Genomic DNA, 23,822 nt, shown 5'->3' on the forward strand with positions numbered 1-23,822 from the left:
AATTGCAGGAAGGCGCGAAAGTGCAATTCGTCGCCGAGCGGGTGAACGGCAAGCTGACCGTGACGCAGCTGAAATAATAGCGGCGGAACCCGCAAGGACCAGCGCGCACCCCTATCGGCAAAACCGGTGGGGGTGCGCCTCATTCGCCTGCGGTACATTAATCGCAGGCGGGTTTTCGCACCGGGCCGAAGACCACGAAGCTGATGGCGGAAAGCAGCCAGACACTGATACCGGCATAAAGCATGACCAGGCCGAAGCCATCCGCCAGCGCCCGATGGACGAGCACCTCCGACAGGCCCTGCGCCGACGAACCGGCAGTTCCCGCCGCAACCTTTTCAGCGAGCAACTGCAACGCGTTCATATCCGTGCCGGATGGCAGATTTGCCTGAAGCGAAGAGCGGACGCCCTCCACCAGAATGAAGCCCATGACCGGAATATTGATGGCGAGCGAGATCATGCGCGCACTCATGTCGATGCCGGACGCCATGCCGGAACGCGCCGGCGGCACCGCACCCGTGGTCGTGTTGGTGACCGGCGTATTGGTCAAACCAAGCCCGATGCCGGAAAGAATGCAGCCGGGCAGCATGGTGAGCCAGTTGGCATTTTCGATGCCGCTGCCCAGTTTCATCAGCATGAAACCGAGACCGATGGTGAAAAGCCCGGCCGGAATGACAAGACGAGGCTGATAACGCAGGGACAGGCGCTCCGCCAGCGGCGGCATCACCAGCGCCGGCAGCGTGTAGGCAAGCAGGCCAAGACCGGCGGTGACGCTGTCATAACCGAGACCCGCCTGAAACCAGATCGGCAGATAGATCATGAAGGGCCAGAAGCTGATGTTCATCGCCGCCGAGCCGATGATGGCCCCGGAAAACGGCCGGATGCGGAACACGGAAAAATCGAACATCGGCCTTGGCGTGAGCTTTTCCACGATGAGAAAGGCAATGAAGCTTGCGACGGACCCAGCGAGGATCAAAAGCGCGGCCTGACTGGCAAAGCCGAGTTCAGGGCCTTGGGTGATGAAAAAGGCAAGGAGAAACACGGCCAGCGACAGCGTGGCGATGCCGGCAAGATCAAGACGGGTCGCTTCCGGATCAAGCGATTCCCGCACGCCGCCCACTGCGAGCAGCAAAGTGCCGGCGCTGAGCGCCACGTGAACGAGGAACACCCATTCCCAGCTCCACAGCGCGACGGTGGCCCCACCGATAATCGGGCCAAAGCCCAGCCCCACGCCGGAGACGATGCCCCACCAGCCGAATGCCATGCCACGCTCACCGGCCGTGCGGAACTGGTGCGACAGGATGGCGATCTGGCACACCAGCATCGCACCGCCGCTCAGCCCCTGAAGGAAACGCGCCGCAATCAGCACCACCACATTTTCCGTCATTCCGCAGGCAAGGGACGAAAGCGCAAAAGCGGCAATACTGGCAATGAAGACGCGCTTGCGCCCGAAGCGGTCTGCCAGCGCGCCTGTCGCCATCAACACCACCGTCACGCCGATCGTATAGGCGTTCATGATCCACTGAAGCTGCCGGAAATCCGCATGCAGCACCTGTTCGAGTGTCGGCAGGATTGCCGGGACGCTGGAAATCTCCAGTCCGAACATCAGGGCGGAAAGACAAACGGCAGCGAGCGCCATCGCGCTTCTGCTGCCTGCGGGTGCGGTAACGGCAAGGGTCATTCTTCAGCCTTTCATGGGTCGGATCGCAAAAGCGAAATCCGGTCTGCGGAACCGGACGCAAACTAGCCAAAGCTTGACCATAACTGAATTGGATGATTGGCTATTTCAGAGACAACAAATTGGAATTACCGATATGCGCACGCTGGATGTGGATGCCGTCGAGGCTTTTGTCACCATTGCCGATATGCAGAGCTTCACCCGCGCTGCCGAAGCGCTGGGAACCACGCAGGGCGCCATCAGCGTCAAGCTCAAGCGGCTGGAAGACCGGCTGGGCCAGCGGCTGCTTGAGCGCACGCCCCGGTCCGTGCGGCTTTCGGCGCAAGGTGCGGTGTTTCTGGCGCCCGCCCGCGAATTCCTCGCCGCGCATGATCGCGCCCTTGCCGGCCTTTCATCCCCGCGCCGCCGTTTCGGCCTTGGCATTGCCGCCCATGTTGCGGGGCCGGAGGTGCCAACCCTTCTGGCGCGGCTTAATGCCCATGATCCGGGGCTGACGATCGAAGTGCGCATGGACAATTCCCGTGTGCTGCTGGACGCATTCGACCGTGGAGAAATCGACGCCGCGATCATCCGGCGTGAAGACGACCGGCGCGACGGCGAGGTGCTGGGGGCGGAGCATTTCGGCTGGTACGCCGCTCCGCAGTTCGAACACCGGCAGGGCGAGCCCCTGCGACTGGCAGCGCTTTCACCTGCCTGCGGCGTGCGCGACATTGCCGCCCGCGCACTGGATTCGGCCGCCATTGCCTGGACGGAGGTATTTCTTGGCGGCACCTCATCGATGGTTACGGCCGCGGTCTCCGCCGGTCTCGCCATTTCCGCCTTTTCCTGCCGTCTTGCACCGCCCGGCACGGTCGAGGTCAGCCAGCGCTTCGGCCTGCCGTCGCTGCCCTCCACCGAGGTCGTGATGTTCTCCACCCTCACCGACAGCAGATCCCGCGAGGCGTTGCGCACGCTTGCCGCGGCTTTCCGGGAACATCGGCCCTGACGCAGTCCCCGGACAGCAACAGATAACGCTGCCTATTTCAGCGGCTCGCGCGCCTCTTCCAATGTCTTGAGAATATCGATCAACCGTGGCGCCATCTCGCGGATTTCGGTGAGATGGATAGCGGTCAGCCGTTCCAGAACGGCCTGCGCCTTGTCCGTCAGCGCCAGCGTCTGGCGGCGGCGATCAGCGGGGTCAGCGTGCCGGGTGACATAGTCGGCGGTGACCAGCCGGCCCACCAGTTCCGTTGCCGAATGGGGTGCGATCAGCAACCGTTCGGCAAGCCTGCCGACGGTCATTGCCTCTTCATCGCGATGCCCGCGGATGGCAAGCAACGCCTGATGTTGCTGGGCCGGAAGCCCCTCCTCTTGCGCTGCAGAGGTGCTGAAATCCATGAAGCGGCGCAGCGTGTAGCGCAGGTTGGAAAGGGCCTCGTAGTCGGCATCGCTCAGCCTGTCCTTTGGCATTTTCCACACTCCCGCTCTCTGCGATTCATCCTGCTCAAGGCGCCCACGGCGGAAATATCTTCCCGGCGCCATACGTCCGGCTTAGCGCAGGACGGCCTGCTCCGCCAGTGCGGAGCGGCTGATCGGCGCGCCACTTCCCATACTCATGTTGATTTATATCGTATTACGATATATTGACGCCGCCATCCACATCACAGCAACGGGAAATGCCATGCCGAAAACCCCGCCTCACCGCCGGCTACACGACTTCACGGGCGGCCTTGCCCGGCGTGAAGCAGGCGATTTTACGACCGACCGCCGCGTTCTGGCCCTTATCGGCATGGCGCTGATCGTCGGCACCGGCGGCGCTTTCGCCGCAAAGCTGCTGGTGAGCCTGATCGCGCTTGTCACCAATCTCGCCTGGTTCGGACAGCTGAGCATGGCAGCCAGCTCTCCCGCCGAAGCGCCACGTTCGTTGTGGATGGTGGCAATCCCCTTGCTTGGCGGCCTCGTCATCGGCCTGATGGCCCGGTTCGGATCGGAAAAAATCCGCGGCCACGGCATTCCCGAAGCGATCGAAGCCATACTCATCGGCGGCAGTCGCATGTCGCCGATGGTCGCCGTCCTGAAGCCACTCTCCTCGGCAATCTCCATCGGCACCGGCGGGCCGTTCGGTGCGGAAGGGCCGATCATCATGACCGGCGGCGCGATCGGATCGCTGTTCGCCCAGTGTTTTCACCTGAGCGCCGCCGAACGCAAGACCCTTCTCGTCGCAGGTGCGGCAGCCGGCATGACCGCCATCTTCGGCTCGCCGATCGCCGCCCTGACACTCGCCGTCGAACTGCTCTTGTTCGAATGGAAACCGAGAAGCTTTATTCCCGTCGCCCTTGCCACCTGCATTTCGGCGTGCTGGCGTCCTTTCCTTTTTGAAGCCGGCGCGCTCTTTCCCCGGCAATTCCACATGGACCTGCCATGGTGGGGGATCGGTCTGTGCGCCATGGTGGGCATCATCGCCGGCCTGCAATCGGGCCTTCTGACGACCCTGCTCTACCGGATCGAGGATGCCTTCGAGGCGCTGCCGATCCACTGGATGTGGTGCCCGGCAATTGGCGGCCTTGCCGTTGGCCTCGGTGGCCTGATCGAGCCGCGCGCGCTTGGGGTCGGTTACAACATTATCGACGGCCTTCTGAACGGCCGGCTGCTGCCGCAGGCGGTCCTGACAATATTGCTGGTCAAATCCGCCATCTGGCTCATATCGCTTTCGTCAGGCACATCGGGCGGCGTGCTCGCACCCCTCCTCATCCTTGGCGGCGCACTTGGCTGGCTGGTCGGTCTGGCGCTGCCCGGCGATCCCGGTTTCTGGGCGCTTCTGGGCATGGCAGCGATGATGGGCGGGACGATGCGTGCGCCGCTCACCGGCACCTTCTTTGCGGTCGAACTCACAGGTGACGTCTCAACCCTGCTGCCGCTGCTCGCCGCCACCATCTCCGCCTATGCGGTAACGGTCCTTCTGTTACGCCGCTCGATCCTGACGGAAAAGATCGCGCGGCGCGGCCAGCATATTACCCGCGAATACGGCATCGACCCCTTCGAATATACCCGCGCCCGCGACATCATGATCGATACGGTCGATACGTTGCCGGCGGATATGCGCGTCGGCGATGCCTCCGCTTTCTTCGCAACCACCGAAAACACGCATCGGATTTATCCTGTTGTCGACCGGCAGGGCGTGCTGAAAGGCATCGTTTCACGCGGCGATGCGCTGCAATGGCAGCAGAACCCGGCGCTTGCCGATCAGAGCCTCGACGAGCGCGTTTCCGACACCTCGGCTCCCGTGGCGCATCCAGAAGACACCATCGGTTATGTCGCGGATTTGATGCTTGCGACCGACACGGGCCGCATCCCTGTCGTCGATGCGGAAACCGGTCGCCTTGTTGGTCTCGTGGCCCGCAAGGATCTGCTGCGGCTTCGCCATGCGGCCAATACGCTGGAGAACGAGCGCAAGCCCTATCTCGGACCACGCAAAACCGGCCCCGCAAGAGCAGACTGATAAGGCTCATCTGAACAGCCATGGCCGGAAAGCAAGCATCCGCCTTGCCGACCGGCCGCTCCGGCTTTATAGAACAAATGTCGAAAAAGGCACGACTTGGTGTGGTCTAGCCCAAGTCCTTTCGAAAACGAAAGCTCTGTCCATGCCGCGTGCATGAGTCCCACGACGAACAACGACGCTGTCAGGGCGTCAAATTGTTCGTCCGTGTGGTTCTCAAAACGATGAGCTGCTCCGGTCGAACGACCAAGGAGCATTTCATGTCAAATACCCCTCAGATTTACGATGTCGTGATTGCCGGCGCCGGTCCTGTCGGTCTGTTTCTCGCCTGTGAGCTACGCCTGGCCAGGGTTTCGGTACTGGTGCTGGAGCAGGCCCCCGACCCTTCCTCTCCGCTGAAGACACTCCCCTTCGGCATGCGCGGCCTTTCCGTGCCCACCATCGAAAGTTTCCATCGCCGTGGCCTGCTCGAGGACATAACCGAAAATCAGCCAACGAAAGAGCAGCCAAACGGCAACCATGGCTTGACTGCGCATTGGATGCAGCAGCAGCGCCGACCGGGCGGCCATTTCGCTGGCATCCCGTTCTTCCACGATAATATCGACACGTCGAAATGGACTTACCGACTTCCGGATTCAACGCCTGTTACCATGGCCTCCAGCATGGAGGAGATCGAAGCCGTTCTGGAGAGACGCGCAACCGACATAGGGGCTGAGATCAGACGGGGCGCCGGCGTTGATGGTTTCGAACAGTCGGATGTGGGTGTGACCGTTTACGCGGGTGGCCAGATATTTCACGAACGGTGGCTTGTTGGCTGCGATGGCGGCCGCAGCACGGTGCGCAAAGCGGGCGGCTTCGATTTCGTCGGTACCGATCCCGAATTCACCGGCTATTCCGTTAAGGTCGAAATGGCTGACCCTGAAAAGCTCGCTCCGGGCCGTCACTACACGTCGACCGGCATGTACACCTATCAAAAGCCCGGAACCATCGCGATGGTCGATTTCGACGGCGGTCGTTTCCACCGAACCCAGCCGATAACGCCGGAGCATGTTCAGACTGTCCTGCGGCATGTTTCCGGCAGCGACGTCAGGGTCACGGGCCTCAGCCTTGCAACGACATGGACGGATCGCGCCTATCAGGCCACGACCTATCGCAACGGCCGAATATTGCTGGCCGGCGATGCCGCGCATATACACTCTCCGCTTGGCGGACAGGGGCTTAATCTCGGGCTGGGCGACGCGTTCAATCTTGGCTGGAAACTTGCTACGACGATCCACGGCAATGCTCCGGACGGATTGCTGGACACCTATACCGGCGAGCGGCATCCGGTGGGAGCACAGGTCCTCGACTGGTCACGCGCGCAGGTCGCTCTCATGCGCCCAAGCTCGAGTACCAGGGCGCTGGAAGCCATCATCCGCGATCTCATCGAAACCCGCGATGGCGCGACATATTTCGCCGAGCGTGTCTGGGGTGTTTCCCTGCACTATGAGCTTGGCGGCCAACACCCGCTTGTCGGCCGCAGCGTTCCGGATTTCGCACTGACCGATGGAAGGAAGACCGGCGAACTTCTGAGAGAAGGCAAAGCTCTGCTTTTGGACTTTGACGCGGATGCATCGCTTGAGGCGCTTGCAGGCCGTTGGAACGGGCGGATTGCTTATGTAGCTGGCAATGCCGTCAACCACCTCGACTTACGCGCCGTACTCGTGCGTCCCGATGGCATCGTCGCCTGGGCCACGGCGTCAACTCCTGACAAGGAGGAACTTACAGAAGCTGCTGGCCGGTGGTTCGGTACATTATAAATTACATCTGAAGCGGGAAATCAGCTTATGCAGGGTTGAAAAAACTGGCGTCGCCCCTTGAAAGCACCAATGGAGTGCTTTATGTATTTCACATGAGCACGAAACTTCTGTCCAACGTCGTTCTGGTACTCAATCTTTCAAGGGAAGACCGATCTTCCCTTGAAGAAACGCTGCTTGCCTATCGACGTGCGATGGCAATCCTCGATCAGACCGAAGGCGCCAACCTCGTGGCGCTGCATGCCGCGGCTTACGAGGAGATAAGGGTCAAGACAGGCCTGCCATCCCGCATGGTGACGCTGGCTTTGCGCGACCATAGCCAGCGTGATCCGCAGGAGCCGGTGCGCGACATCCCGCTCGACAGCAAGCTGTTTTCGGTAAAGGGGCCTGACAGCCTCAGCATCGCCACCCTCTCGGGCCGCGTCGTCGTGCCCTACACCGTTCGTGGTTATCACGACGGCTGGAATGACTTTTCAGAAGCGCGCCTCGTTTTCGAGGGCGAGACCATCAGCATCCATGCCGGCATAAAAACCGGCTTCCAACCGAACAGGGAGGCTTCGATGAACAATGAAGGTATTCTCGGGCGGCTCGGGCGTGTCATCGCCGGTGTCATGAACAACGCCGTCGACGCGGCCGAGGCGTCCAATCCGGTCGCCGTTGCACAACAGGCCGTGCGGGAAATTGCCAAGATCGCCGAGGAAGCACGAACGGCCTTGGGCGTGGCGGTTGCCGCCGGCCATCGCCTCAAATCCAAGGCCGCTGACCTCGATGAAGAGATCAGCGACCTCGACGACAAGATCAGGATCGGGCTGGAAAACGGCCGCGAAGATCTGGCCCGGGCCGCAACCGGGCTGCAGATCGATCTGGAGGCGCAGCGCGAAGCGCTGAACAAGGCAATCCTCGAGAATGCCGCCGAAATTGCCGAGGCGGAAACCACCTTGCGCAGCATCGCCTCTGCAAAGGCGGATGCGCAAAAACGGCTCGAAGATGCCAAGCGTGCCGAACGCGCCGCACCTGCCAGCGTGGACGCCACCCCGTCCCAGCGCAATGACCGCCGTCTGGCCGAGGCGCTGGAAGCGATCGAAAGAGTGACCGGCACACCGGCCAAGCCCAATACCGGCGCAGCCGAGGTGGAGGAGCTGGGCCGCATGCAGCGCCAGAGTGCCATCGAAGCGCGGCTCAAGGCTTTCCGGGAGGGCGAACGCTGATGGAGGGCATTGTCCAGCCAGGCACCGCGCCCTTCTGGATCGCCCTGCTGACGGTCGCCGGTCTCGGCATTGTCGAACTCGTCTCGGTCCTGCTCGGCGTATCGGCCTCCGGTCTGCTGGACGACAGTTTCAGCTACCATGCGCCGGGCGATACCGAAGCGGGATTGCTGGGAAGCTGGATGTCCTGGCTCAACGCCGGCGGCGTGCCGCTGCTTGTTCTCGCGGTCATTCTGCTTTCGGTTTTTGCCGTTACCGGTTTCTTCATTCAGGGGGTCGCTTCCACGGTACTTCTCGGACCCTTGCCGCTCCCTCTGGCCATGACCGGCGCGGTTGCTGCGGCCATTCCGGCCACGCGGTCGCTCAGCCTTGCTGTTGCAAAGGTCATTCCACACGATGAGACCAACGCGCTCGAGCAGGCCGACTTTCTGGGGCTCACGGGCGTCGTCACCATCGGGCCGCTTGATCAGGGCAAGCCCGGCACCGTGCGGGTCAAGGACCGGCATGACAATATTCACTTCCTGCGCGCGCAGGCCGCATCCGGTCACACGATCGATACGGGTGCGCAGGTATTGATCGTCGATGGGGCGGATGGGCTTTTCCAGGTCATCCCCGCACCGCCGGATCTGAAAAATTCATAATAGCAGGCACAACAGGGGTTAATTCACCATGGACTTCTTTTCTTTGAGCCTGATTGCCGGTGCCATCGTCACGGCGATCGTCGTCATCGGCATCATCATGACATCGCTTTATACGCGCTCGACGCGCGACAAGGCCTATGTCAGAACCGGCCTTGGCGGCAAAAAAGTCGTACTCGACGGCGGCGCAATCATTCTGCCGATCTTCCACTCCTATTCCTGGGTCTCGCTCAGCACCTTGCGGCTGGAAGTGAAGAGATCCGAACATGAATCGCTGATCACCAAGGATCGCATGCGCGCCGATATCACCGCCGAATTTTATGTGCGCGTGAAGCCGGACGCCGAAAATATCGCGCTCGCCGCCCAGACGCTTGGCGACCGGACAAATGATGCCGATGCGCTGAAATCCCTGGTCGAGGCGAAGTTCGTCGACGGCCTGCGCTCGGTTGCCGCGACCATGTCGCTGCGCGACCTGCAGGAACAGCGCGCCGAATTCGTCAAATCCGTGCAGGCGGCCGTCGCCCATGACCTGCAGTCCAACGGTCTGGAGCTGGAATCGGTGTCGCTGACACGGCTCGACCAGACCGACATCAAGCATTTCAACCCCAACAACACCTTCGATGCGGAGGGCCTGACGGCGCTGACGCGGATCACCGAGGAGCGTAAACGCGAGCGCAACCAGATCGTCCGCGACAACGAAGTCGAAATCGCCACCAAGGACCGCGAAGCCGTGCTGCGCCGCCTGACGATCGAGCGCGAACAGCGCGATGCGGAACTGACGCAGGAACGCGATATCGCCAACAAAACAGCGGAAACCCGCGCCGAAGCCGCACGCGCCGAACAGGCGGCCCGTCTGAACGAGGAGACCGCAAAGCTCGATACCGAACGCGGCATTGCCGAGCGGGATGCGGAAGCCCGTCAGGCGCGCGAGACCGCCCGCATCGAGGCCGAGCGCGGCATCGCCGAGCGCGAGGCGGAAGCCCGCAAGATCACCGAAACCGCCCGGATCGAAGCGGCGATCGCCGTTGCCCAGAAGGTGGAGCAGGAACAAGCCGCACGTGCCAAGGCGGATGAAGCCAAGGCCGCCGCCATCACCGCCGAAGAACAGGTGGCAACCGCGCGCGAAGTGGAAATCGCCGAACGCGCCAAGCGCATTGCCGTGATCGACGCCCGCAAGGCGGCCGAACAGGAAGCGACGGCGATCACCGTGAAGGCGGAAGCCGAACGCGAAGCTGCGGAAAACCTTGCCGCCGCCGCCAAGATCGGCGCTGAAGCCGAGGCGCAGGCCGCCAAAATCCGCGCCGAAGGCGTCATCGCGCTCGGTGATGCCGAGGCGCAGGCGGAGCGTGCGAAAAACGATGCACGCAATGCGCTTTCCGGCGACATCATCGAATTCGAACTTGCCCGCGCAAGGATCGCCATCATCCCCGAGGCGCTGGCCGAAGCGATGAAGCCGATCGAGAAAATTTCCGACATCCGCATCTTCAGCGCCGGAAATCTGGCGGGCGCACTCGGTGGCGGCAGCGACGGGCAAAGTGGCAATGGCCTGGGCGACCTTTCAAGCCAACTGCTGAGCTTCACCGCGCAGAAGCCGGTTCTCGATGAAATCCTCGCACAGGCCGGCTTCAAGGGCGCCGACCCGACACAGGCCCTGCTCGCGGCATCGATTACGAATGCCACGGATCGCCCAGCGCCGGAAAGGCAACCAGCGAAGGAAACGTAAGGAAGCCCGGCATTCCTTCCGGCGATGACACCAAGCGCGGTCACCCTGGCGGTGGCCGCGCTTTTTGTTCCAGACTTGTCTTGATGGCCCTGCCTGCCACACACAGGATTACAGCCCCGCAGTCGGGTCCCGCCATTCGCGGAAACAGTCCTGGAGAGACTGCCGCAGGCCGTGCTCCAGCGTATCGAACGCGGTCATGTTCTGACGCGCCAGCGAAATAACCCATGCGCCCTGAAGCCCGATTACCAGTTTCTCGGCATCAGCCTCCGGGTGCTGATTTCCGAACCGCCGTGCCTGGGCAGCGATCCGGGCCAGCCAGTCACCCAGCACATCCGCACCGATCTGGCGCAAATCGGGCTTTTCATCCCCGGCCTGAATGATGCTGAGCACGGGGCAACCCATGATCCGGCCGTTGTCCTGCGAAAGGCGGGCTATTGCGCGGCAGAGCGCCACCGAACCGATGGCGAAGCTCTCCGCATCATTGAAACTCGCATCGATCAACTCGGCGATCTTCCGGCCCGCCCACCGTGTCGCCTCGGCGGCGAGCTGCTCCTTGCCGCCGGGAAAATGATAATAGAGCGAGCCTTTCGGCAGGCCCGCTTCGGCAAGTATCTCAGCCAGCCCAACACCCGCATAACCGCGCCGCCGAAACAGCGCGGAGGTGGCCCGGATCAGGGTATGGCGGTTTTTGCTTTCATCCATCCCCATGTTCTAAACACTGTAGACCGTTCGGTCCAGCAATGTTATTAGACCAATCGGTCCAAAGGGAGCGAGGTACGGATGACGGACATTGCAGAAAGCCGGGAAATCAGTATCGCTTCGGAGGGCAACATGCTTGCCGGGCGGTTTTTTCCGCCTGTGGGACCTGTAGCTGCTCACCTTGTCCTTCACGGCGCCACCGGCGTTCCCGCGCGCTATTATCGTGCCTTCGCCACGTGGGCGGCAAGACAGGGCATCGGCGTCCTGACCTATGATTACCGCGACTTCGGCGCATCGCGGCGACGCCCGATGCGCGAGAGCCGCGCGACGATGGCCGACTGGGGAGTTGCCGACCAGATGGCGGCAGAAACGGCGCTGCGCCAGATTGCGCCGCACGGGCCAATCTGGCTGCTCGGCCATTCCCTCGGCGGACTGACATTTCCCTTTCGGCGTCATGACGAGCGGCTTGAACGAGTTATCACCGTCGGCTCCGGCTTCGCCCATGTCAGCGACCACCCGTGGAGTTATCGACCGGCGGTGATCGCGTTCTGGTATCTGCTGGGCCCGCTCGCCACTGCCCTGACGGGCTATCTGCCCGGACGCAGGCTGCTTCTGGGCGCGGATCTGCCCGCCGGAATTTACTGGCAATGGCGCCGCTGGTGCACGAACCGGAATTTCTTCCGTGGCGATATCGGCAAATCGCTGCCGGAACCGGATTTCTCGGCCACCCGTTTCGATCTGCGCATGATGACGATGGCAGACGATGTCGTGGTTCCGCCTGCCGCCGTCTGGCGTTATGCCGACGCTTTTCCGCCGGGAAGCCTTAGCCGCAGAACCCTGCGGCCGGAAGAATTCGGCCTTACGTCCCTGCGCCATATCGAGGTCATGTCGGAACGTGCCGCAGCGGCATGGCCGGCAATATTAGGGCTGGAGGAGATGCCCACCGGGTCGCGGTTTTAGTAGTCAGCCACCATTCAATCCATCGCAGGCGGTTTTGCGCGCCTGAAAGCCGACGATCAGCGCAACGCTCAACACCACCAGCGGCGCAATGGCGTGACCGAACTCTCCATTCGACAGGACGGTACCGGCTGCCGCAACCATCACCACGCTGGCAAGCGCCGCACCCGCCAGCCGTGTCGGCCGATATGCGATGAGAAGAGCCGCCGCAAATTCCAGAGTCCCGGTGAGATAGTTGAACCCGTCGGGATAACCCCAGCGTCTGTAATCGGCGAGGATCGTTTCGGATGCGAAGATATTGCCGATCCCGCCGAGAACGAAAAAGGCGGACAAAAGCCAGGCAAGGATGGATTTCCAGGGCAGGTTACGCATGAGGGCTCCTGATTGCGGGCTGAGTGCCATGAAGGAAGGTGGAAACGGCGTCATGCGCGAGACGGGAGACTTCGCCGGCCGGAAGCGGCAAGCTTATGGCCCCGACGAGCGCACGCAGTTGCGGACCGGTAACAACAAGCCCGATAAACTGCTCGGCAAGCTTTTCCGGCGGGAGATTTCCGCGCAATTCCGGTAAGCGCGGACGCAGCCAGTCAGCAAGAATCTCAACGCCCGTATCATGACCGGAACGCAGGATTGCCTGCGCAAGCTCGGGAAAACGTTGCCCCTCGGCAATCATCAGGCGCTGCAATGCCAATGTGCGTGGCTGCAGCACCACCTCAAGCAGCCTCTCGCCAAACATGACAAGCGCCGGACCGATTTCTCCGCTGCCGACATCGAGCTGGCGAAGCGGTGCAGCCTGTTCGTTGCAGAGCCGTGTGATGACATCCACGAACAGCCCCTGCTTGCCGCCAAAATGCTCATAGATGTTTCGGCGCGATCCACCGGCCTTTGCGATGAGCGTGTCCAGCGATACCGCCTCATATCCCTGATCGAGAAAGAGGTTGGCGGCAGCATCCATCAGGGCCTGTATCCGCGCCACACCGCGCGCCGTTGGCAAATGGTCTTCCGTCATGTCCGATTCCCGCTCGCTTTATGGTATGGTATGATACCGTACCATTTTACGCAAGATGTCTGCGACTTACCGGTTCGCGCTGATGCATTTGCCCGAAAACGATTGCCACTCGCTCCCGATTTGGCTAGAAAGCCCTCGCGCGGGACGACCCGCGCCTTGAAACGTTCCGGGGACGGCCCTGACTCTCAATCTTGGGATCAGGATGACCGATTTACCGAACGCCCTCCCTGTCTCCGACCTTCCATTACACGCACGGTCTTCCTGCGTCCGGCCCAGCCGCGACCCCGGATACCGGCGTATCCCCGTCATTGCCGAAATTTACTGAAGGATCTCCCATGGCCGGCCCCATCGAGCAATTCGAAGTCAGACCTATCGTTGAAATCACAGTCGGGGATATCGACCTCAGTTTCACCAATGCCTCGGCATACATGTTCCTCACCGTCACACTGGCCAGTTCATTCCTGCTTCTGGCAACGGGCAAGGCCCGCCTCGTGCCTGGCCGCTGGCAATCAGGCGCTGAACTGCTTTACCAGTTCGTTGCCAGGACATTGCGGGACAATGCCGGCGAACAGGGGATGCGGTTCTTCCCCTTCGTATTCTCGCTTTTCATGTTCATCCTGTTCGCAAACATGATCGGCATGTTTCCCTATGCCTTCACCGTAACCAGCCAGATCATCGTCACATTCGGCCTGGCCATGATGGTGTTTGGCACCGTCACGCTCTACGGCCTGTTCAAGCACGGCATCGGATTTTTCGGCCTGTTCAAACCCGCCGGCATCCCGGCAATTCTGGCGCCCATCATCGTGCCGATTGAAATCATCTCCTACATGTCGCGCCCGGTCAGCCACTCCGTTCGCCTGTTTGCGGTGATGCTCGCCGGTCATATCACCCTGAAGGTCTTTGCAGGCTTTGTCGTCTCGCTTGCCAGCGTCAATGCCCTCGGCGTGATCGGCGCCATCGCGCCGCTCTTCATGACGGTGGCGATCACCGCACTGGAGTTTCTGATGGCCGCCATTCAGGCCTACGTGTTCACCATGCTGACCTGCATGTATCTCAACGACGCCCTGCATCCGGGACACTGACACGCCGCCCGCAGTCCGGTTTCGAATGGAATATCCACCGCCATGCCTGATGCCCCTTGCCCGAAAAAGGGACATCAGGCGCGCTGACGCTCCCCGGAAGGCCGGTGCAAACGTTCAAGGATCAGGGGCAAAACCCCGCCGGCACGCAAAATGGCGATCTCCGCCCTCGTTTCGATCGCCGCAGACGCCTCGAAGGAAATCGAAGCCCCGTCGGGCCGCGTGATCGTTACGGGTACCGCACAGCGGGGCGCGATCGACAGGGCATCGGCATCGACACTGATCATGTCGCGAGCGGTCAGCCTGAGCTGCACGGGGTCCAGCCCTTCCGGAAGCCGAAGCGGCAGGACACCCATACCGATCAGGTTCCAGCGGTGAATGCGCTCAAAACTCGTCGCCAGCACCGCCCGAACACCCAGAAGCGCAACGCCCTTGGCCGCCCAGTCGCGGGAGGAGCCCATTCCGTAACGCTCTCCCGCCACGACAACGACCGATCTGCCTTCGGCTTCGTATCGCTGGGCCGCATCCCAGAGAGAAAGCATGTCGCCCGTTCCGGCATGGATGGTCGAGCCGGCGGGAATGCCGGCCCCCAGAAGATTGCGCACCGTCTTGTTGGTGAAGAGGCCGCGTATCATGACCTCCCAATTGCCGCGCCGTGAAGAAAAGACATTCAGATCAAGCGGATTTTCACCGTGCCCGATGAGGTAGCGCCCCGCATCGCCCGCTGCGGGAATGGCACCGGCGGGCGAGATATGGTCGGTCGTAATATCGTCGCCAAGCGCAAGGATCGGATGGGCGTCATAGGCGCCAAGCCTCGTCCCATTGCCGAAGCCGGCGAAAGGTGGCCGCCGGATATAGGTCGACTTTTCATCCCAGGGAAAAAGCGTCGTTGTGGGCGCGGGAAGCTCCTTCCAGGCTTTGCTTGCCTCGGCGGCATCATAGGCGGGGGCGAAATCCGCGATCCGCGACGCCCTCTCCACGGCCGCATCGATCTCGGCAGCGGTCGGCCAGATCATCGGAAGCGTGACGGGAGTACCGTCTTCTGCGATGCCGAGAGGATCATTCATGATATCGAGCTCGACCGTACCGGCCAGCGCGAAGGCCACGACCATGGGCGGCGAGGCCAGAAACCCGGCTTCCAGCTGGGGATGAACCCGGCCGGGGAAATTGCGGTTGCCGGAAAGAACCGCGACGGGAAGAATGTCCCGCTCCGCCATCGCCTTCGCAACCGGGCTGGTGAGCGGACCGGAATTGCCGATGCAGGTCGTGCAGCCGTAACCGACGATGCCGAAGCCGACAGCCTCCATATCGGCCAGCAGACCGGCGCGGGCAAGATAATGCTCCGCGGTCGGTGATCCGGGAGCGGTGGAGGTCTTGACCCAATGCGGCGGACGCAGGCCATGGGCGTTGGCTTTGCGCGCCAGAAGCCCGGCGGCGATCAGGAGCCGGGGATCGGATGTGTTTGTGCAGCTGGTTATCGCGGCGATTGCGACAGCCCCGTCGTTCGGCTCACCTTCGAGAGAAAGCGCGCCTTTTTTCCTCATCGCGGCAATCGCCTTGCGCGTTGCACTCACGGAAATCCTGTCCTGGGGGCGGCGTGGCCCGGCAAGGCTTGGCTCGACACTGGAGAGATCAAGATCGAGGGTCGCGGTATAGCGGGGATTGGCGTCGGGATCGAACCATATTCCAACACGTCTGGCATAGGCCTCCACCAAGGCGGCATGATCCGGTGCCCGCCCGGTCTTGAGCAGATAATCGATCGACTGGCGGTCAATCGGAAAATAACCGCTATTCGCTCCGAATTCCGGAGTCATGTTGGCGATGACCGCGCGGTCGCCCGCCGTCAGGCCGGAAACACCCGGCCCGTAAAATTCCACATATTTATCCTGCAGATCGATCTGGCGCAGCAGATGCGTGACGACGAGCGCGAGGTCCGTGGCAAGCACGCCCTCTTTCAGCGCCCCCGTCAGCCGGACCCCGACAACATCCGGCACACGAAGGGCGACGGGCATGCCGAAAAAGACGCTTTCGGCCTCCAGCCCACCGACACCCCAGGCAAGCACCCCGATGCCATTGATCATCGGCGTATGGCTGTCCGTACCGATCAACGTGTCCGGCATGGCCCATAATGTCCCGTCGCGGCGCTGCGCGGTCACAACAGTCGCCAGCCGTTCGAGGTTGAGCGTATGCATGATGCCAGTGCCGGGAGGATGGGTCCGGAAATCGGCAAGCGTATTCGTTGCCCATTTCATGAAACTATATCGTTCCGCATTCCGCTCATATTCGCGCTCCATATTGCGAAGAAGCGCGGATGAGGTGGCAAAGACATCCACCGCGACGGAATGATCGGTCGACACATCCACCGGAACGACCGGATTGAGAAGGGCCGGATCGCCCCCCGCCTCCGCAAGCGCCGAGCGCATTCCGGCAATATCAACGAGAGCCGGGCCGCAGGTCGTGTCATGCATCAGGACCCGGTTCGGCAGAAACGGAATTTCAACCTCGCTGCTACCCGTTTCAAGCCAGTCGATCATCGCGGCTTTCGCGCGGGCCGCATCGTCTCCTCCAGTGCGAAGAACGTTTTCCAGCAATATGCGATGAACATAGGGCATGCGCGCCAGGCAGCTTCCCGCCTCCGCGGGAAGATCGACAATGTCGTAACTGAGGCCGTTTATATCGAGTTTGGTACGCATGCTATTATGTTCCGTTCAGGCACTGCGGGAAGAGGACTGGCCGACCTTGAGCTGCCCGGTCGGACTATCATCGGCATCGGGGCCGGGGAAACGCATGAACCATGTCATGAAGAACGAAATGATCAACAGGACCGCAAGGAACATGAGGCCGCCCAATGGGCTTCCCGTCGCCGTTTTCGCATAGCCCATGGCATAAGGACCCACAAAGCCGCCGAGATTGCCGATGGAATTGATCGCCGCGATCGAGACGGCGGCCGTGGCGCGTGTCAGGAACAGGCCCGGAAGCGACCAGAACGGCGACTTGAAGGCATATATGCCCGCCAAAGCCACGGAAATCAGACCGATTGCGACATAGGGATCACGCGTCAGGCCCGTGGCGGCCAGCGCGACACCGCCGATCAGCAGCGGTACGGCGCTGTGTTTCTGTCTGTCACCCGTGCGATCCGAGTTCTTCGACCACAGCACCATCGCGACGGTGGCAAGAGCGTAGGGCACCATCGCGACGAGACCGATCTGGAAATGGGTCAGATCCTGTCCCAGTCCCTGAATGATCTGCGGCATCCACAGACCGATTCCGAGATTGCCGACCTGATAGATGAAATAAATCGCCGAGAGAAACAAAACCTTCGGATTGGAAATCGCCTGCCAGAGACCAAGATGCTGAACGTGCCGTCGTTTTGTGTGATCGGCCTCCAGTTCCGTGACAAGCCAGTTGCGCTCCTCATCCGTCAGCCACTTCGCCTTTTCAGGCCGGTCGGTCATATAGAAATAGTTGAAGATACCGGCTGCAACGGCGGGGAACCCTTCAAGGATCAGCATCCAGCGCCAGCCGGCAAGTCCGAAACCGCTGACATTGTCCATGATCCAGGTGCTGAGCGGCGCTCCCATGAGATAGGAGACCGGAATGGCGGCCGTGAAGAATGCGACCGTCGTTGCCTGTTCCCTGGCCCGGAACCAGTAGGTCAAATAGATGATGATGCCAGGAAAAAAGCCCGCTTCGGCGACGCCAAGCAGGAAGCGCAGCGTATAAAGCTGCCAGGCCTCCTGGACAAAACCTGTCAGGACGGCAACCGCTCCCCACGTCAGCAGGATACGCGAAATCCAGATACGCGAACCATATTTCTGCAGAGCGACGTTGCTCGGCACTTCGAAAAGAAAATAACCGATGAAGAAGATGCCGCCGGCGAATCCGAAGGCTTCCGCGGACAAGGCCAGATCCTTGTTCATCTGAAGCGCGGCATAACCAAGATTGGCGCGGTCAAGATAAGAGATGACATAAAGAATGAAGGTGTAGGGGACGATCCTCCAGAAGACCTTTCTCATCGTGGTCTTCTCGAGTCTGCCGATATCTGTGAGCGTCATGGCTACCTCCCCCAACGCATCATTGTTCAATTGCCTCCCAAGGCACGGCATTTTTTACATAACGTGATTATAAAATGCAATTGATATTTACGAGGCCTCAATTTAATAAAGGCCCATGACGCTGGAGGAGCATCGGCATGAAACATGCGAGGGACCTGTATGCCTATGTCGGGGCAAGAACGACGCAAAAGCGCAATGCCCGTGGCGACGGCCTGAACGTTTACCGGCTGACGCGGGAGTTCCAGTGGGTTCACCTGCAATTGCTGGAACTCGAAAACCCCTCATTCCTGGCCTTCGACCGCACCGGACAATGTCTCTATACCGTGCACGGCGATTCCGACCGTGTCTCCTCATTTGCCATTGGCAAGGACACGGGCACGCTCACCCTCCTCAATGAACAGTCGACGAGGGGGCGCAATCCCGTTCACCTGTCCTTCGACCCTTCAAACCGGTACATGGTGGTGGCAAACCACATCACATCGTCGCTGGCACTCCTGCCCCGGTTCGATGATGGCAGTCTCGGGCCGGTTTGCGATCTGGCGGATGTCACGGGCGCCATCGGCCCGCATCGCATCGAGCAGGCGCTGCCGAAACCGCATCAGGTCGAGTTCGATCCCAGCGGAAAATGGATTGCCGTTCCGGACAAGGGAACGGACAAGGTGCTTGTCTTTGCCGTTGATACGGCGGGCAGCGTCCTGAAGGAAATCGGCCATTGCGCAGCGCGCGAGACCTCCGGGCCGAGGCACATCGCGTTCCATCCGCAGGGCCAGCTGGCCTATGCCATCAATGAACTTGATTCCACCGTCACCGGCTATCGCTTCGATCAGCACACCGGAAAACTGGAACCGTTTCAAATCCTGTCCTCCCTTCCGGACAGCTTCACCGCGAATAGCCGTGCATCGGAAATCCGGATCTCGGATGACGGACGTTTTGTCTATGCCTCCAATCGCGGCAGCGACACGATCGCGGGCTTCGCCATTGGCGATGGCGGCCGCCTCGATCTCATCGGTCATTGGTCGACAGCGGGAAGAACACCGCGGTTTTTCACGATTCTGCCCGGCAACGGGATGCTTGTGGCAAACGAGGATTCCGACACCGTCGTCGCCTTCGATATCGACCAGCATACGGGACGATTGATCCCGAGGCATGAGGTCCTTCGCGTCGGAAGCCCGGTCTGTATCGTGACGAAACCCGTGGGCTAGATTTTCGGAGACTTGATGCGGCTGGCGCCCATGATGTGGGTATAGAGAAAAGCGGCAGCCTCGTTGCGGCGCCCATGTTCGATCAGGTCGAGGATTTGCAGATGCTCCTCCGTCTGCCGGGGCAGGCGGCTGCGGTCTATGGTGATGTGATATTCGATGAGCCGGCGCAGACGGTTGATACGTTTGATCGCATCCAGGAAAAATTCGTTCTGCGAGCAGGCGACGAGCATCTCGTGAAACTCGTTGTTGGCCTTGAAGATTTCAGCGCGTGACCATGTCTCATATCCGCCGTCGCGCAGCCTTGTCTGCACCTCCCGCGCCCGCTTGAGCCCTTCGGCATTGGGCTCGAAACTTGGAAGCAGCATGGCCTGCTGCTCGATCACGGCGCGAAACGCATAACCGTCCTCATAGCTCTTTTTCGACGTCAAGGCCTGCGTGAACGCCCAGCCATTGCCGGGCAGGCGCTCGATCCAGCCTTCTTCCGCAATGCGCCGAAGAACTCTCAGAAGCTTGGTGCGCGGCAGATCGTAAAACCGCATGAGTTCGTTCTCGCTCAAGCGCTCGTCGAGTTTGCCCGCGAGACGATCTTCGGCGATGCGGAAATAGATCGCCTCATCACCCTCGCCATCCTCGACACCCGCAGATTTCACATCCTCGAGACTGCCGGGATCAACGGCCAGAAAATAACCCCGATTCGGCTCCGCCCGCACAACGCCCTGGGTCTCGAGTTGCTTGAGCGCGCTCATGATGGGGGCACGGGAGACACGAAAGGCATCCGCCAGCATTTGAAGAGGAAGGTGCTCACCCTTGCCGATGCCGTTCGTCTGGATGAATTCAATGACGTTTCCGACGATCTGGGGCGTAAGACTTTTCCGTACCATGGGGCTCGCTCTGTAGTTTTGCCCAGTTTTGTATGATCCCCCGCTTCAAAGCAACAGGCGGCAGCCCCTTCGGGCTGCCGCCTCACCGTTCAATCCTCGTCCTGCCGGAAGCGAGAAAGCCCCTTGAAGACGAAGGGTGCGATCAGCGCAATCAGTGCGAAGGCGATCATCGTCGCCGAACTCGGATGCTGCAACAGGATCATCGGATCACCAAGGCTCATCTGCAGCGAACGCCTCAGGGCGCTGTCGGCCAATGGCCCGAGGATGAGACCGACAACGGCGGGCGCGACCGGATAGTCGAATTTCCGCATGAAAAAGCCGACAACGCCAAACCCGGTCAGCAGCAAGAGTTCCACGACGGAAGGATTGGCCGCGATGGTTCCCATGGAGGCGAAGACGAGGATACCCGCATATAGCCATGGCAAGGGAATGGCCAGAAGACGCACCCACAATCCGACCAGCGGAAGATTGAGCACCAGCAACATGACATTGGCAATGAAGAGGCTGGCAACCAGCCCCCAGACGAGATCCGCATGCTGCGCAAACAGCAGTGGACCCGGCTGGATATTATACTGCTGGAATCCCGCCAGCATGACCGCCGCCGTGGCGGAGGTGGGCAGCCCAAGCGTGAGCAGGGGAACGAGCGTACCAGCGGCCGAAGCATTATTCGCGGCTTCGGGACCGGCGACACCCTCGATTGCGCCCCGGCCGAATTCTTCCGGCTTTTTCGACAGCTTCCGCTCGATATTATAGCTGAGGAAGGTCGGAATCTCCGCGCCGCCGGCGGGCAGCGCACCGATCGGAAAACCGATCACGGTCCCGCGCAGCCACGGTTTCCATGACCGTTTCCAGTCCTCGAGCGTCATCCAGATCGATCCTTTGACGGGGATCGGCTTTTCCGGCTTATGCAGGTGGCGGGAAGCGACAAGCAGCGCTTCGCCGATGGCGAAGAGGCCGACCGCCAGCGTCGTCACCTCGACACCGTCCAGAAGTTCCGGCACGCCGAAGGTCAGGCGCGCTTGCCCGGTCAGTTGATCGATACCCATCAGGCCGAGCCAGAGACCGAAGGCAAGGCTGGTGAGGCCCCTGAGCGGTGATGAGCCGAATGTCGCGGAAACGGTGACGAAAGCGATCAGCATCAGCCCGAAATAATCCCACGGACCGAACTGGACGGCGACCTTGACGAGAATGGGCGCAAGGAATGCAAGGCCGAAAGTGGCTATCAAAGCCGCGACGAAGGAACCGATCGCGGCCGTGGCAAGCGCCGGACCGCCGCGACCCGCCCGCGCCATCCTGTTGCCCTCCAGCGCCGTCACCACCGACGCACTTTCTCCCGGGGTATTGAGCAGGATGGCCGTCGTCGACCCGCCATACATGCCGCCATAATAGATGCCGGCAAACATGATGATCGAACCGCCGGGATCGAGCTTGAAGGTCACCGGCAGCAGAAGGGCGACCGTTAGCGCCGGGCCGATACCGGGAAGGACACCGACAGCCGTGCCGATGATGACCCCCACGGCGGCAAAGACCAGATTTGCCGGCTCGATCGCGGTGGCAAAGCCTTGAAACAGGGCAAGAAGCGAATCCATGACCACCTCAAAACAGACGCTCGAGCGGCCCCAGGGGCAGCGCAAGGGTCAGGAGCTTGTTGAACATGAGAAAGATGAGGACGGCGATGATCGCTCCCAGACAGAGGTCCACCGGCAGCGCCCTGCGCCCGAATGCCCGGGCAGTGAAGGCGAAAAGCAGCGTCGAACCGAGAATGAAGCCACCGCCAAGCCAGATTGCGCCGATCAGACCCGACAGGGCAATGGCGATCCAGCCCACCGCCTTCCAGTCGGTTGGCTCGTCCTCCAGTTCGGCTGGCCTGAAGGCGCTGACCAGATGCCCGAGCGCCAGGGCGACAAACAGCAGGGCGACGAAATAGGAAGCCGCATTCGCGCTCATGCCATAGGTCGCACGCGCCGTCATGCGGCTCGCATCCCAGTAAGTGATGACCGCTATGGCGAACAGAATGACGGCGACGGCCACCGCGGGCGGATTGCGCAGTGAAGATGTTTTGGATGTCATGATATTCCTCGCAAGCGGGAAGCGGTCTCTCCGCCTCCCGCGCTGGCCAGATCAGTCGGCAAGGCCGATGGATGTCAGGATGGTCCGGACGCGTTCGGTTTCAGAGCCGATAAAACTCTTGAACTCCTCCGAGGGCGCATAATAGTCGGTCCATCCGCGAGCTTTCAGAACAGTCTGCCACTCGCCCGATTTGACGGTCTTTTCAACGGCCGCCTGCAATGCCTCCAGCTCCTTGCCCTCGACACCCGGTCCGGCGAAGACACCACGCCAGTTCACCAGCTCTATGTCGAAACCCTGAGCCTTCAGCGGCTTGGCTTCGATGCCCGGGATAGGCTCGGGATAGGATATGGCGAGCGCCCGCAGGTCGCCGGACTTGATCTGACCTTCCCATTCGCCATAACCCGAAACGCCTGCCGTCGCCTGCCCGCCGAGCATCGCGGCAAGGGACTCGCCGCCGCCGGAATAGGCGACATAATTGACCTTGGCCGGGTCCTGCCCGGATGCCTTGGTCACCAGCGCCGCCAGAATATGATCGGCGCCGCCGGCCGATCCTCCGACCCAGATGGCCTTGGCCACGTCCTTGCCGATGGTCGCCTGCAGATCGGCCATCGTCTTGATCGGCGAATCCTTCGGCACGACAATGACGAGCGGATCGCCGGTGAGGCGGGCAAGAGGTGTCACCTGCGTCAGATCGACGGGCGACCTGTTGGAAATGCTGGCGCCGATCAGCGTGATGCCGGCAACGAGCAACTGGTTGGAGCTGCCCTTGGCCTGCCCGACAAATTGCGCCAGCCCAACCGTGCCGCCGGCGCCGGGTACGTTTATGACCTGTACGCTCTTGGCGGCACCGGTCGTCATCATGACCTCCTGAAGCGAGCGCGATGCCGCATCCCAGCCGCCGCCTGCCCCGGCCGGCGCGGTGATCGTCAATTCCAGCTGCTGCGCCTTCACGGGTGTTACGGCGAAGCTTGCGGCAGCGAGTGCGGCCGCAAAGCCAAATCCGATTAATTTTTGCATAGGTTCCTCCGACAGACTTCATGCTCCCTCCGAGCATTCGGCGAACTTGCATTATATAATTACAAAAGTAAATATCCGCGTGAACGCGATTTCTGCCTGCAGGCCTTTGCCGGTCCTCCCGTGCACATGATGCAGCCGAGATGCACCGAACGAAGCGCCCGACACCCCTCGCGCATTTTTTCCCCGGTCAGAAACAGGGACGCACTCTGCTTATATGACGCCATGCTGCGCTTCAGACGCTGAAAGACATTCGCGATCCAGCGGTTTCGAAGGGCGTTTCCTTGCTGCTGGAACAGGTGGAGAATACGGAGCGGAGTTGCAAAATTGGGGAAACGCGGCATCTC

General features: G+C 61.2%; 20 protein-coding genes. 9 read left to right on the forward strand and 11 right to left on the reverse strand.

Annotation, left to right across the window (positions count from 1 at the left end):
- Window positions 1-157: 157 nt before the first annotated feature.
- Window positions 158-1,678, reverse strand: coding sequence for an MFS transporter (locus JZX88_RS24675; protein ID WP_206915050.1), 1,521 nt, complete (start codon window positions 1,676-1,678; stop codon window positions 158-160).
- Between the two features lie 133 nt (window positions 1,679-1,811).
- On the opposite strand from JZX88_RS24675, the gene JZX88_RS24680 reads away from it, so the two are divergent.
- Window positions 1,812-2,660, forward strand: a complete 849-nt coding sequence (locus JZX88_RS24680) for a LysR family transcriptional regulator (protein WP_065116568.1) — start codon at window positions 1,812-1,814, stop codon at window positions 2,658-2,660.
- Window positions 2,661-2,692: 32 nt separating this feature from the next.
- Here the strand turns inward: JZX88_RS24680 and JZX88_RS24685 are convergent, their stop codons facing one another.
- Window positions 2,693-3,124: a MarR family winged helix-turn-helix transcriptional regulator gene (locus JZX88_RS24685; RefSeq protein ID WP_174032634.1), complete on the reverse strand. Its 432-nt coding sequence runs from the start codon at window positions 3,122-3,124 to the stop codon at window positions 2,693-2,695.
- 211 nt (window positions 3,125-3,335) lie between these two features.
- Between JZX88_RS24685 and JZX88_RS24690 the strand changes: the two genes are divergently transcribed.
- The 5 genes from JZX88_RS24690 to JZX88_RS24710 all read left to right on the forward strand — a co-directional run bounded on the left by JZX88_RS24690 (window position 3,336) and on the right by JZX88_RS24710 (window position 10,512).
- Window positions 3,336-5,153 carry a chloride channel protein gene (locus tag JZX88_RS24690; protein ID WP_206915051.1) on the forward strand — a complete coding sequence of 606 codons (1,818 nt, stop codon included), beginning with the start codon at window positions 3,336-3,338 and terminating at the stop codon, window positions 5,151-5,153.
- Between the two features lie 257 nt (window positions 5,154-5,410).
- On the forward strand, window positions 5,411-6,949 hold the full coding sequence (locus JZX88_RS24695; RefSeq protein WP_206915052.1) for an FAD-dependent monooxygenase: 1,539 nt from the start codon (window positions 5,411-5,413) through the stop codon (window positions 6,947-6,949).
- Window positions 6,950-7,041: 92 nt separating this feature from the next.
- The gene (locus JZX88_RS24700) at window positions 7,042-8,154 is read left to right on the forward strand and encodes a PspA/IM30 family protein (protein WP_142842537.1); all 1,113 of its coding nucleotides are present in this window, start codon (window positions 7,042-7,044) and stop codon (window positions 8,152-8,154) included.
- Window positions 8,154-8,792 (forward strand): OB-fold-containig protein, encoded by a 639-nt coding sequence (locus tag JZX88_RS24705; RefSeq protein ID WP_206915053.1) that lies wholly within the window; start codon window positions 8,154-8,156, stop codon window positions 8,790-8,792. The genes JZX88_RS24700 and JZX88_RS24705 overlap by 1 nt, the downstream gene beginning before the upstream one ends.
- A gap of 28 nt (window positions 8,793-8,820) precedes the next feature.
- Complete coding sequence (locus tag JZX88_RS24710; RefSeq protein WP_206915054.1) at window positions 8,821-10,512, forward strand: flotillin family protein; 1,692 nt, start codon at window positions 8,821-8,823, stop codon at window positions 10,510-10,512.
- 108 nt (window positions 10,513-10,620) lie between these two features.
- Here the strand turns inward: JZX88_RS24710 and JZX88_RS24715 are convergent, their stop codons facing one another.
- Complete coding sequence (locus JZX88_RS24715) at window positions 10,621-11,214, reverse strand: TetR/AcrR family transcriptional regulator (protein ID WP_206915055.1); 594 nt, start codon at window positions 11,212-11,214, stop codon at window positions 10,621-10,623.
- Between the two features lie 78 nt (window positions 11,215-11,292).
- On the opposite strand from JZX88_RS24715, the gene JZX88_RS24720 reads away from it, so the two are divergent.
- Window positions 11,293-12,171, forward strand: coding sequence for an alpha/beta fold hydrolase (locus JZX88_RS24720; RefSeq protein WP_065116575.1), 879 nt, complete (start codon window positions 11,293-11,295; stop codon window positions 12,169-12,171).
- 3 nt (window positions 12,172-12,174) lie between these two features.
- On the opposite strand, the gene JZX88_RS24725 is transcribed toward JZX88_RS24720, so the two are convergent.
- On the reverse strand, window positions 12,175-12,540 hold the full coding sequence (locus JZX88_RS24725) for a DoxX family protein (RefSeq protein WP_206915056.1): 366 nt from the start codon (window positions 12,538-12,540) through the stop codon (window positions 12,175-12,177).
- Entirely contained in the window at window positions 12,533-13,174 is a 642-nt protein-coding gene (locus tag JZX88_RS24730; protein WP_174033433.1) for a TetR/AcrR family transcriptional regulator, read from the reverse strand. Before JZX88_RS24730 ends, JZX88_RS24725 begins: the two co-directional genes overlap by 8 nt.
- Before the next feature lie 335 nt (window positions 13,175-13,509).
- On the opposite strand from JZX88_RS24730, the gene JZX88_RS24735 reads away from it, so the two are divergent.
- Complete coding sequence (locus tag JZX88_RS24735) at window positions 13,510-14,256, forward strand: F0F1 ATP synthase subunit A (RefSeq protein ID WP_142858480.1); 747 nt, start codon at window positions 13,510-13,512, stop codon at window positions 14,254-14,256.
- A 74-nt stretch (window positions 14,257-14,330) separates the two neighbouring features.
- Here JZX88_RS24735 and acnA read toward each other — a convergent pair whose 3' ends face one another.
- Window positions 14,331-16,946 (reverse strand): aconitate hydratase AcnA, encoded by a 2,616-nt coding sequence (gene acnA, locus JZX88_RS24740; RefSeq protein ID WP_206915057.1) that lies wholly within the window; start codon window positions 16,944-16,946, stop codon window positions 14,331-14,333.
- Between the two features lie 15 nt (window positions 16,947-16,961).
- Window positions 16,962-18,308 carry an MFS transporter gene (locus JZX88_RS24745; protein ID WP_206915058.1) on the reverse strand — a complete coding sequence of 449 codons (1,347 nt, stop codon included), beginning with the start codon at window positions 18,306-18,308 and terminating at the stop codon, window positions 16,962-16,964.
- A 137-nt stretch (window positions 18,309-18,445) separates the two neighbouring features.
- Here JZX88_RS24745 and JZX88_RS24750 point away from each other — a divergent pair, with 137 nt between their 5' ends.
- On the forward strand, window positions 18,446-19,510 hold the full coding sequence (locus JZX88_RS24750) for a lactonase family protein (protein WP_206915059.1): 1,065 nt from the start codon (window positions 18,446-18,448) through the stop codon (window positions 19,508-19,510).
- On the opposite strand, the gene JZX88_RS24755 is transcribed toward JZX88_RS24750, so the two are convergent.
- From JZX88_RS24755 to JZX88_RS24770, 4 genes are all read right to left on the reverse strand, one after another.
- Complete coding sequence (locus tag JZX88_RS24755) at window positions 19,507-20,391, reverse strand: GntR family transcriptional regulator (protein WP_065116582.1); 885 nt, start codon at window positions 20,389-20,391, stop codon at window positions 19,507-19,509. The genes JZX88_RS24750 and JZX88_RS24755 overlap by 4 nt on opposite strands.
- A gap of 89 nt (window positions 20,392-20,480) precedes the next feature.
- The gene (locus JZX88_RS24760) at window positions 20,481-21,980 is read right to left on the reverse strand and encodes a tripartite tricarboxylate transporter permease (RefSeq protein WP_174033443.1); all 1,500 of its coding nucleotides are present in this window, start codon (window positions 21,978-21,980) and stop codon (window positions 20,481-20,483) included.
- A gap of 7 nt (window positions 21,981-21,987) precedes the next feature.
- Entirely contained in the window at window positions 21,988-22,461 is a 474-nt protein-coding gene (locus tag JZX88_RS24765; protein ID WP_206915060.1) for a tripartite tricarboxylate transporter TctB family protein, read from the reverse strand.
- A 51-nt stretch (window positions 22,462-22,512) separates the two neighbouring features.
- Window positions 22,513-23,478: a tripartite tricarboxylate transporter substrate binding protein gene (locus JZX88_RS24770; protein ID WP_206915061.1), complete on the reverse strand. Its 966-nt coding sequence runs from the start codon at window positions 23,476-23,478 to the stop codon at window positions 22,513-22,515.
- Between the last annotated feature and the right edge of the window lie 344 nt (window positions 23,479-23,822).

It is taken from the genome of Agrobacterium sp. OT33 (assembly GCF_017313365.1).
GTDB classification, from domain to species: Bacteria; Pseudomonadota; Alphaproteobacteria; order Rhizobiales; family Rhizobiaceae; genus Agrobacterium; species Agrobacterium rhizogenes_A.

What these genes read in the sequence shown, in the direction of transcription:
- JZX88_RS24745 (WP_206915058.1), bottom strand. Translation starts at nt 18,308, where the DNA reads ATGACGCTCACAGATATCGGCAGACTCGAGAAGACCACGATGAGAAAG.
- JZX88_RS24725 (WP_206915056.1), bottom strand. Translation starts at nt 12,540, where the DNA reads ATGCGTAACCTGCCCTGGAAATCCATCCTTGCCTGGCTTTTGTCCGCC.
- JZX88_RS24715 (WP_206915055.1), bottom strand. Translation starts at nt 11,214, where the DNA reads ATGGATGAAAGCAAAAACCGCCATACCCTGATCCGGGCCACCTCCGCG.
- JZX88_RS24750 (WP_206915059.1), top strand. Translation starts at nt 18,446, where the DNA reads ATGAAACATGCGAGGGACCTGTATGCCTATGTCGGGGCAAGAACGACG.
- JZX88_RS24680 (WP_065116568.1), top strand. Translation starts at nt 1,812, where the DNA reads ATGCGCACGCTGGATGTGGATGCCGTCGAGGCTTTTGTCACCATTGCC.
- JZX88_RS24685 (WP_174032634.1), bottom strand. Translation starts at nt 3,124, where the DNA reads ATGCCAAAGGACAGGCTGAGCGATGCCGACTACGAGGCCCTTTCCAAC.
- acnA (WP_206915057.1), bottom strand. Translation starts at nt 16,946, where the DNA reads ATGCGTACCAAACTCGATATAAACGGCCTCAGTTACGACATTGTCGAT.
- JZX88_RS24695 (WP_206915052.1), top strand. Translation starts at nt 5,411, where the DNA reads ATGTCAAATACCCCTCAGATTTACGATGTCGTGATTGCCGGCGCCGGT.
- JZX88_RS24720 (WP_065116575.1), top strand. Translation starts at nt 11,293, where the DNA reads ATGACGGACATTGCAGAAAGCCGGGAAATCAGTATCGCTTCGGAGGGC.
- JZX88_RS24705 (WP_206915053.1), top strand. Translation starts at nt 8,154, where the DNA reads ATGGAGGGCATTGTCCAGCCAGGCACCGCGCCCTTCTGGATCGCCCTG.
- JZX88_RS24735 (WP_142858480.1), top strand. Translation starts at nt 13,510, where the DNA reads ATGGCCGGCCCCATCGAGCAATTCGAAGTCAGACCTATCGTTGAAATC.
- JZX88_RS24690 (WP_206915051.1), top strand. Translation starts at nt 3,336, where the DNA reads ATGCCGAAAACCCCGCCTCACCGCCGGCTACACGACTTCACGGGCGGC.
- JZX88_RS24765 (WP_206915060.1), bottom strand. Translation starts at nt 22,461, where the DNA reads ATGACATCCAAAACATCTTCACTGCGCAATCCGCCCGCGGTGGCCGTC.
- JZX88_RS24730 (WP_174033433.1), bottom strand. Translation starts at nt 13,174, where the DNA reads ATGACGGAAGACCATTTGCCAACGGCGCGCGGTGTGGCGCGGATACAG.
- JZX88_RS24770 (WP_206915061.1), bottom strand. Translation starts at nt 23,478, where the DNA reads ATGCAAAAATTAATCGGATTTGGCTTTGCGGCCGCACTCGCTGCCGCA.
- JZX88_RS24760 (WP_174033443.1), bottom strand. Translation starts at nt 21,980, where the DNA reads ATGGATTCGCTTCTTGCCCTGTTTCAAGGCTTTGCCACCGCGATCGAG.
- JZX88_RS24755 (WP_065116582.1), bottom strand. Translation starts at nt 20,391, where the DNA reads ATGGTACGGAAAAGTCTTACGCCCCAGATCGTCGGAAACGTCATTGAA.
- JZX88_RS24700 (WP_142842537.1), top strand. Translation starts at nt 7,042, where the DNA reads ATGAGCACGAAACTTCTGTCCAACGTCGTTCTGGTACTCAATCTTTCA.
- JZX88_RS24710 (WP_206915054.1), top strand. Translation starts at nt 8,821, where the DNA reads ATGGACTTCTTTTCTTTGAGCCTGATTGCCGGTGCCATCGTCACGGCG.
- JZX88_RS24675 (WP_206915050.1), bottom strand. Translation starts at nt 1,678, where the DNA reads ATGACCCTTGCCGTTACCGCACCCGCAGGCAGCAGAAGCGCGATGGCG.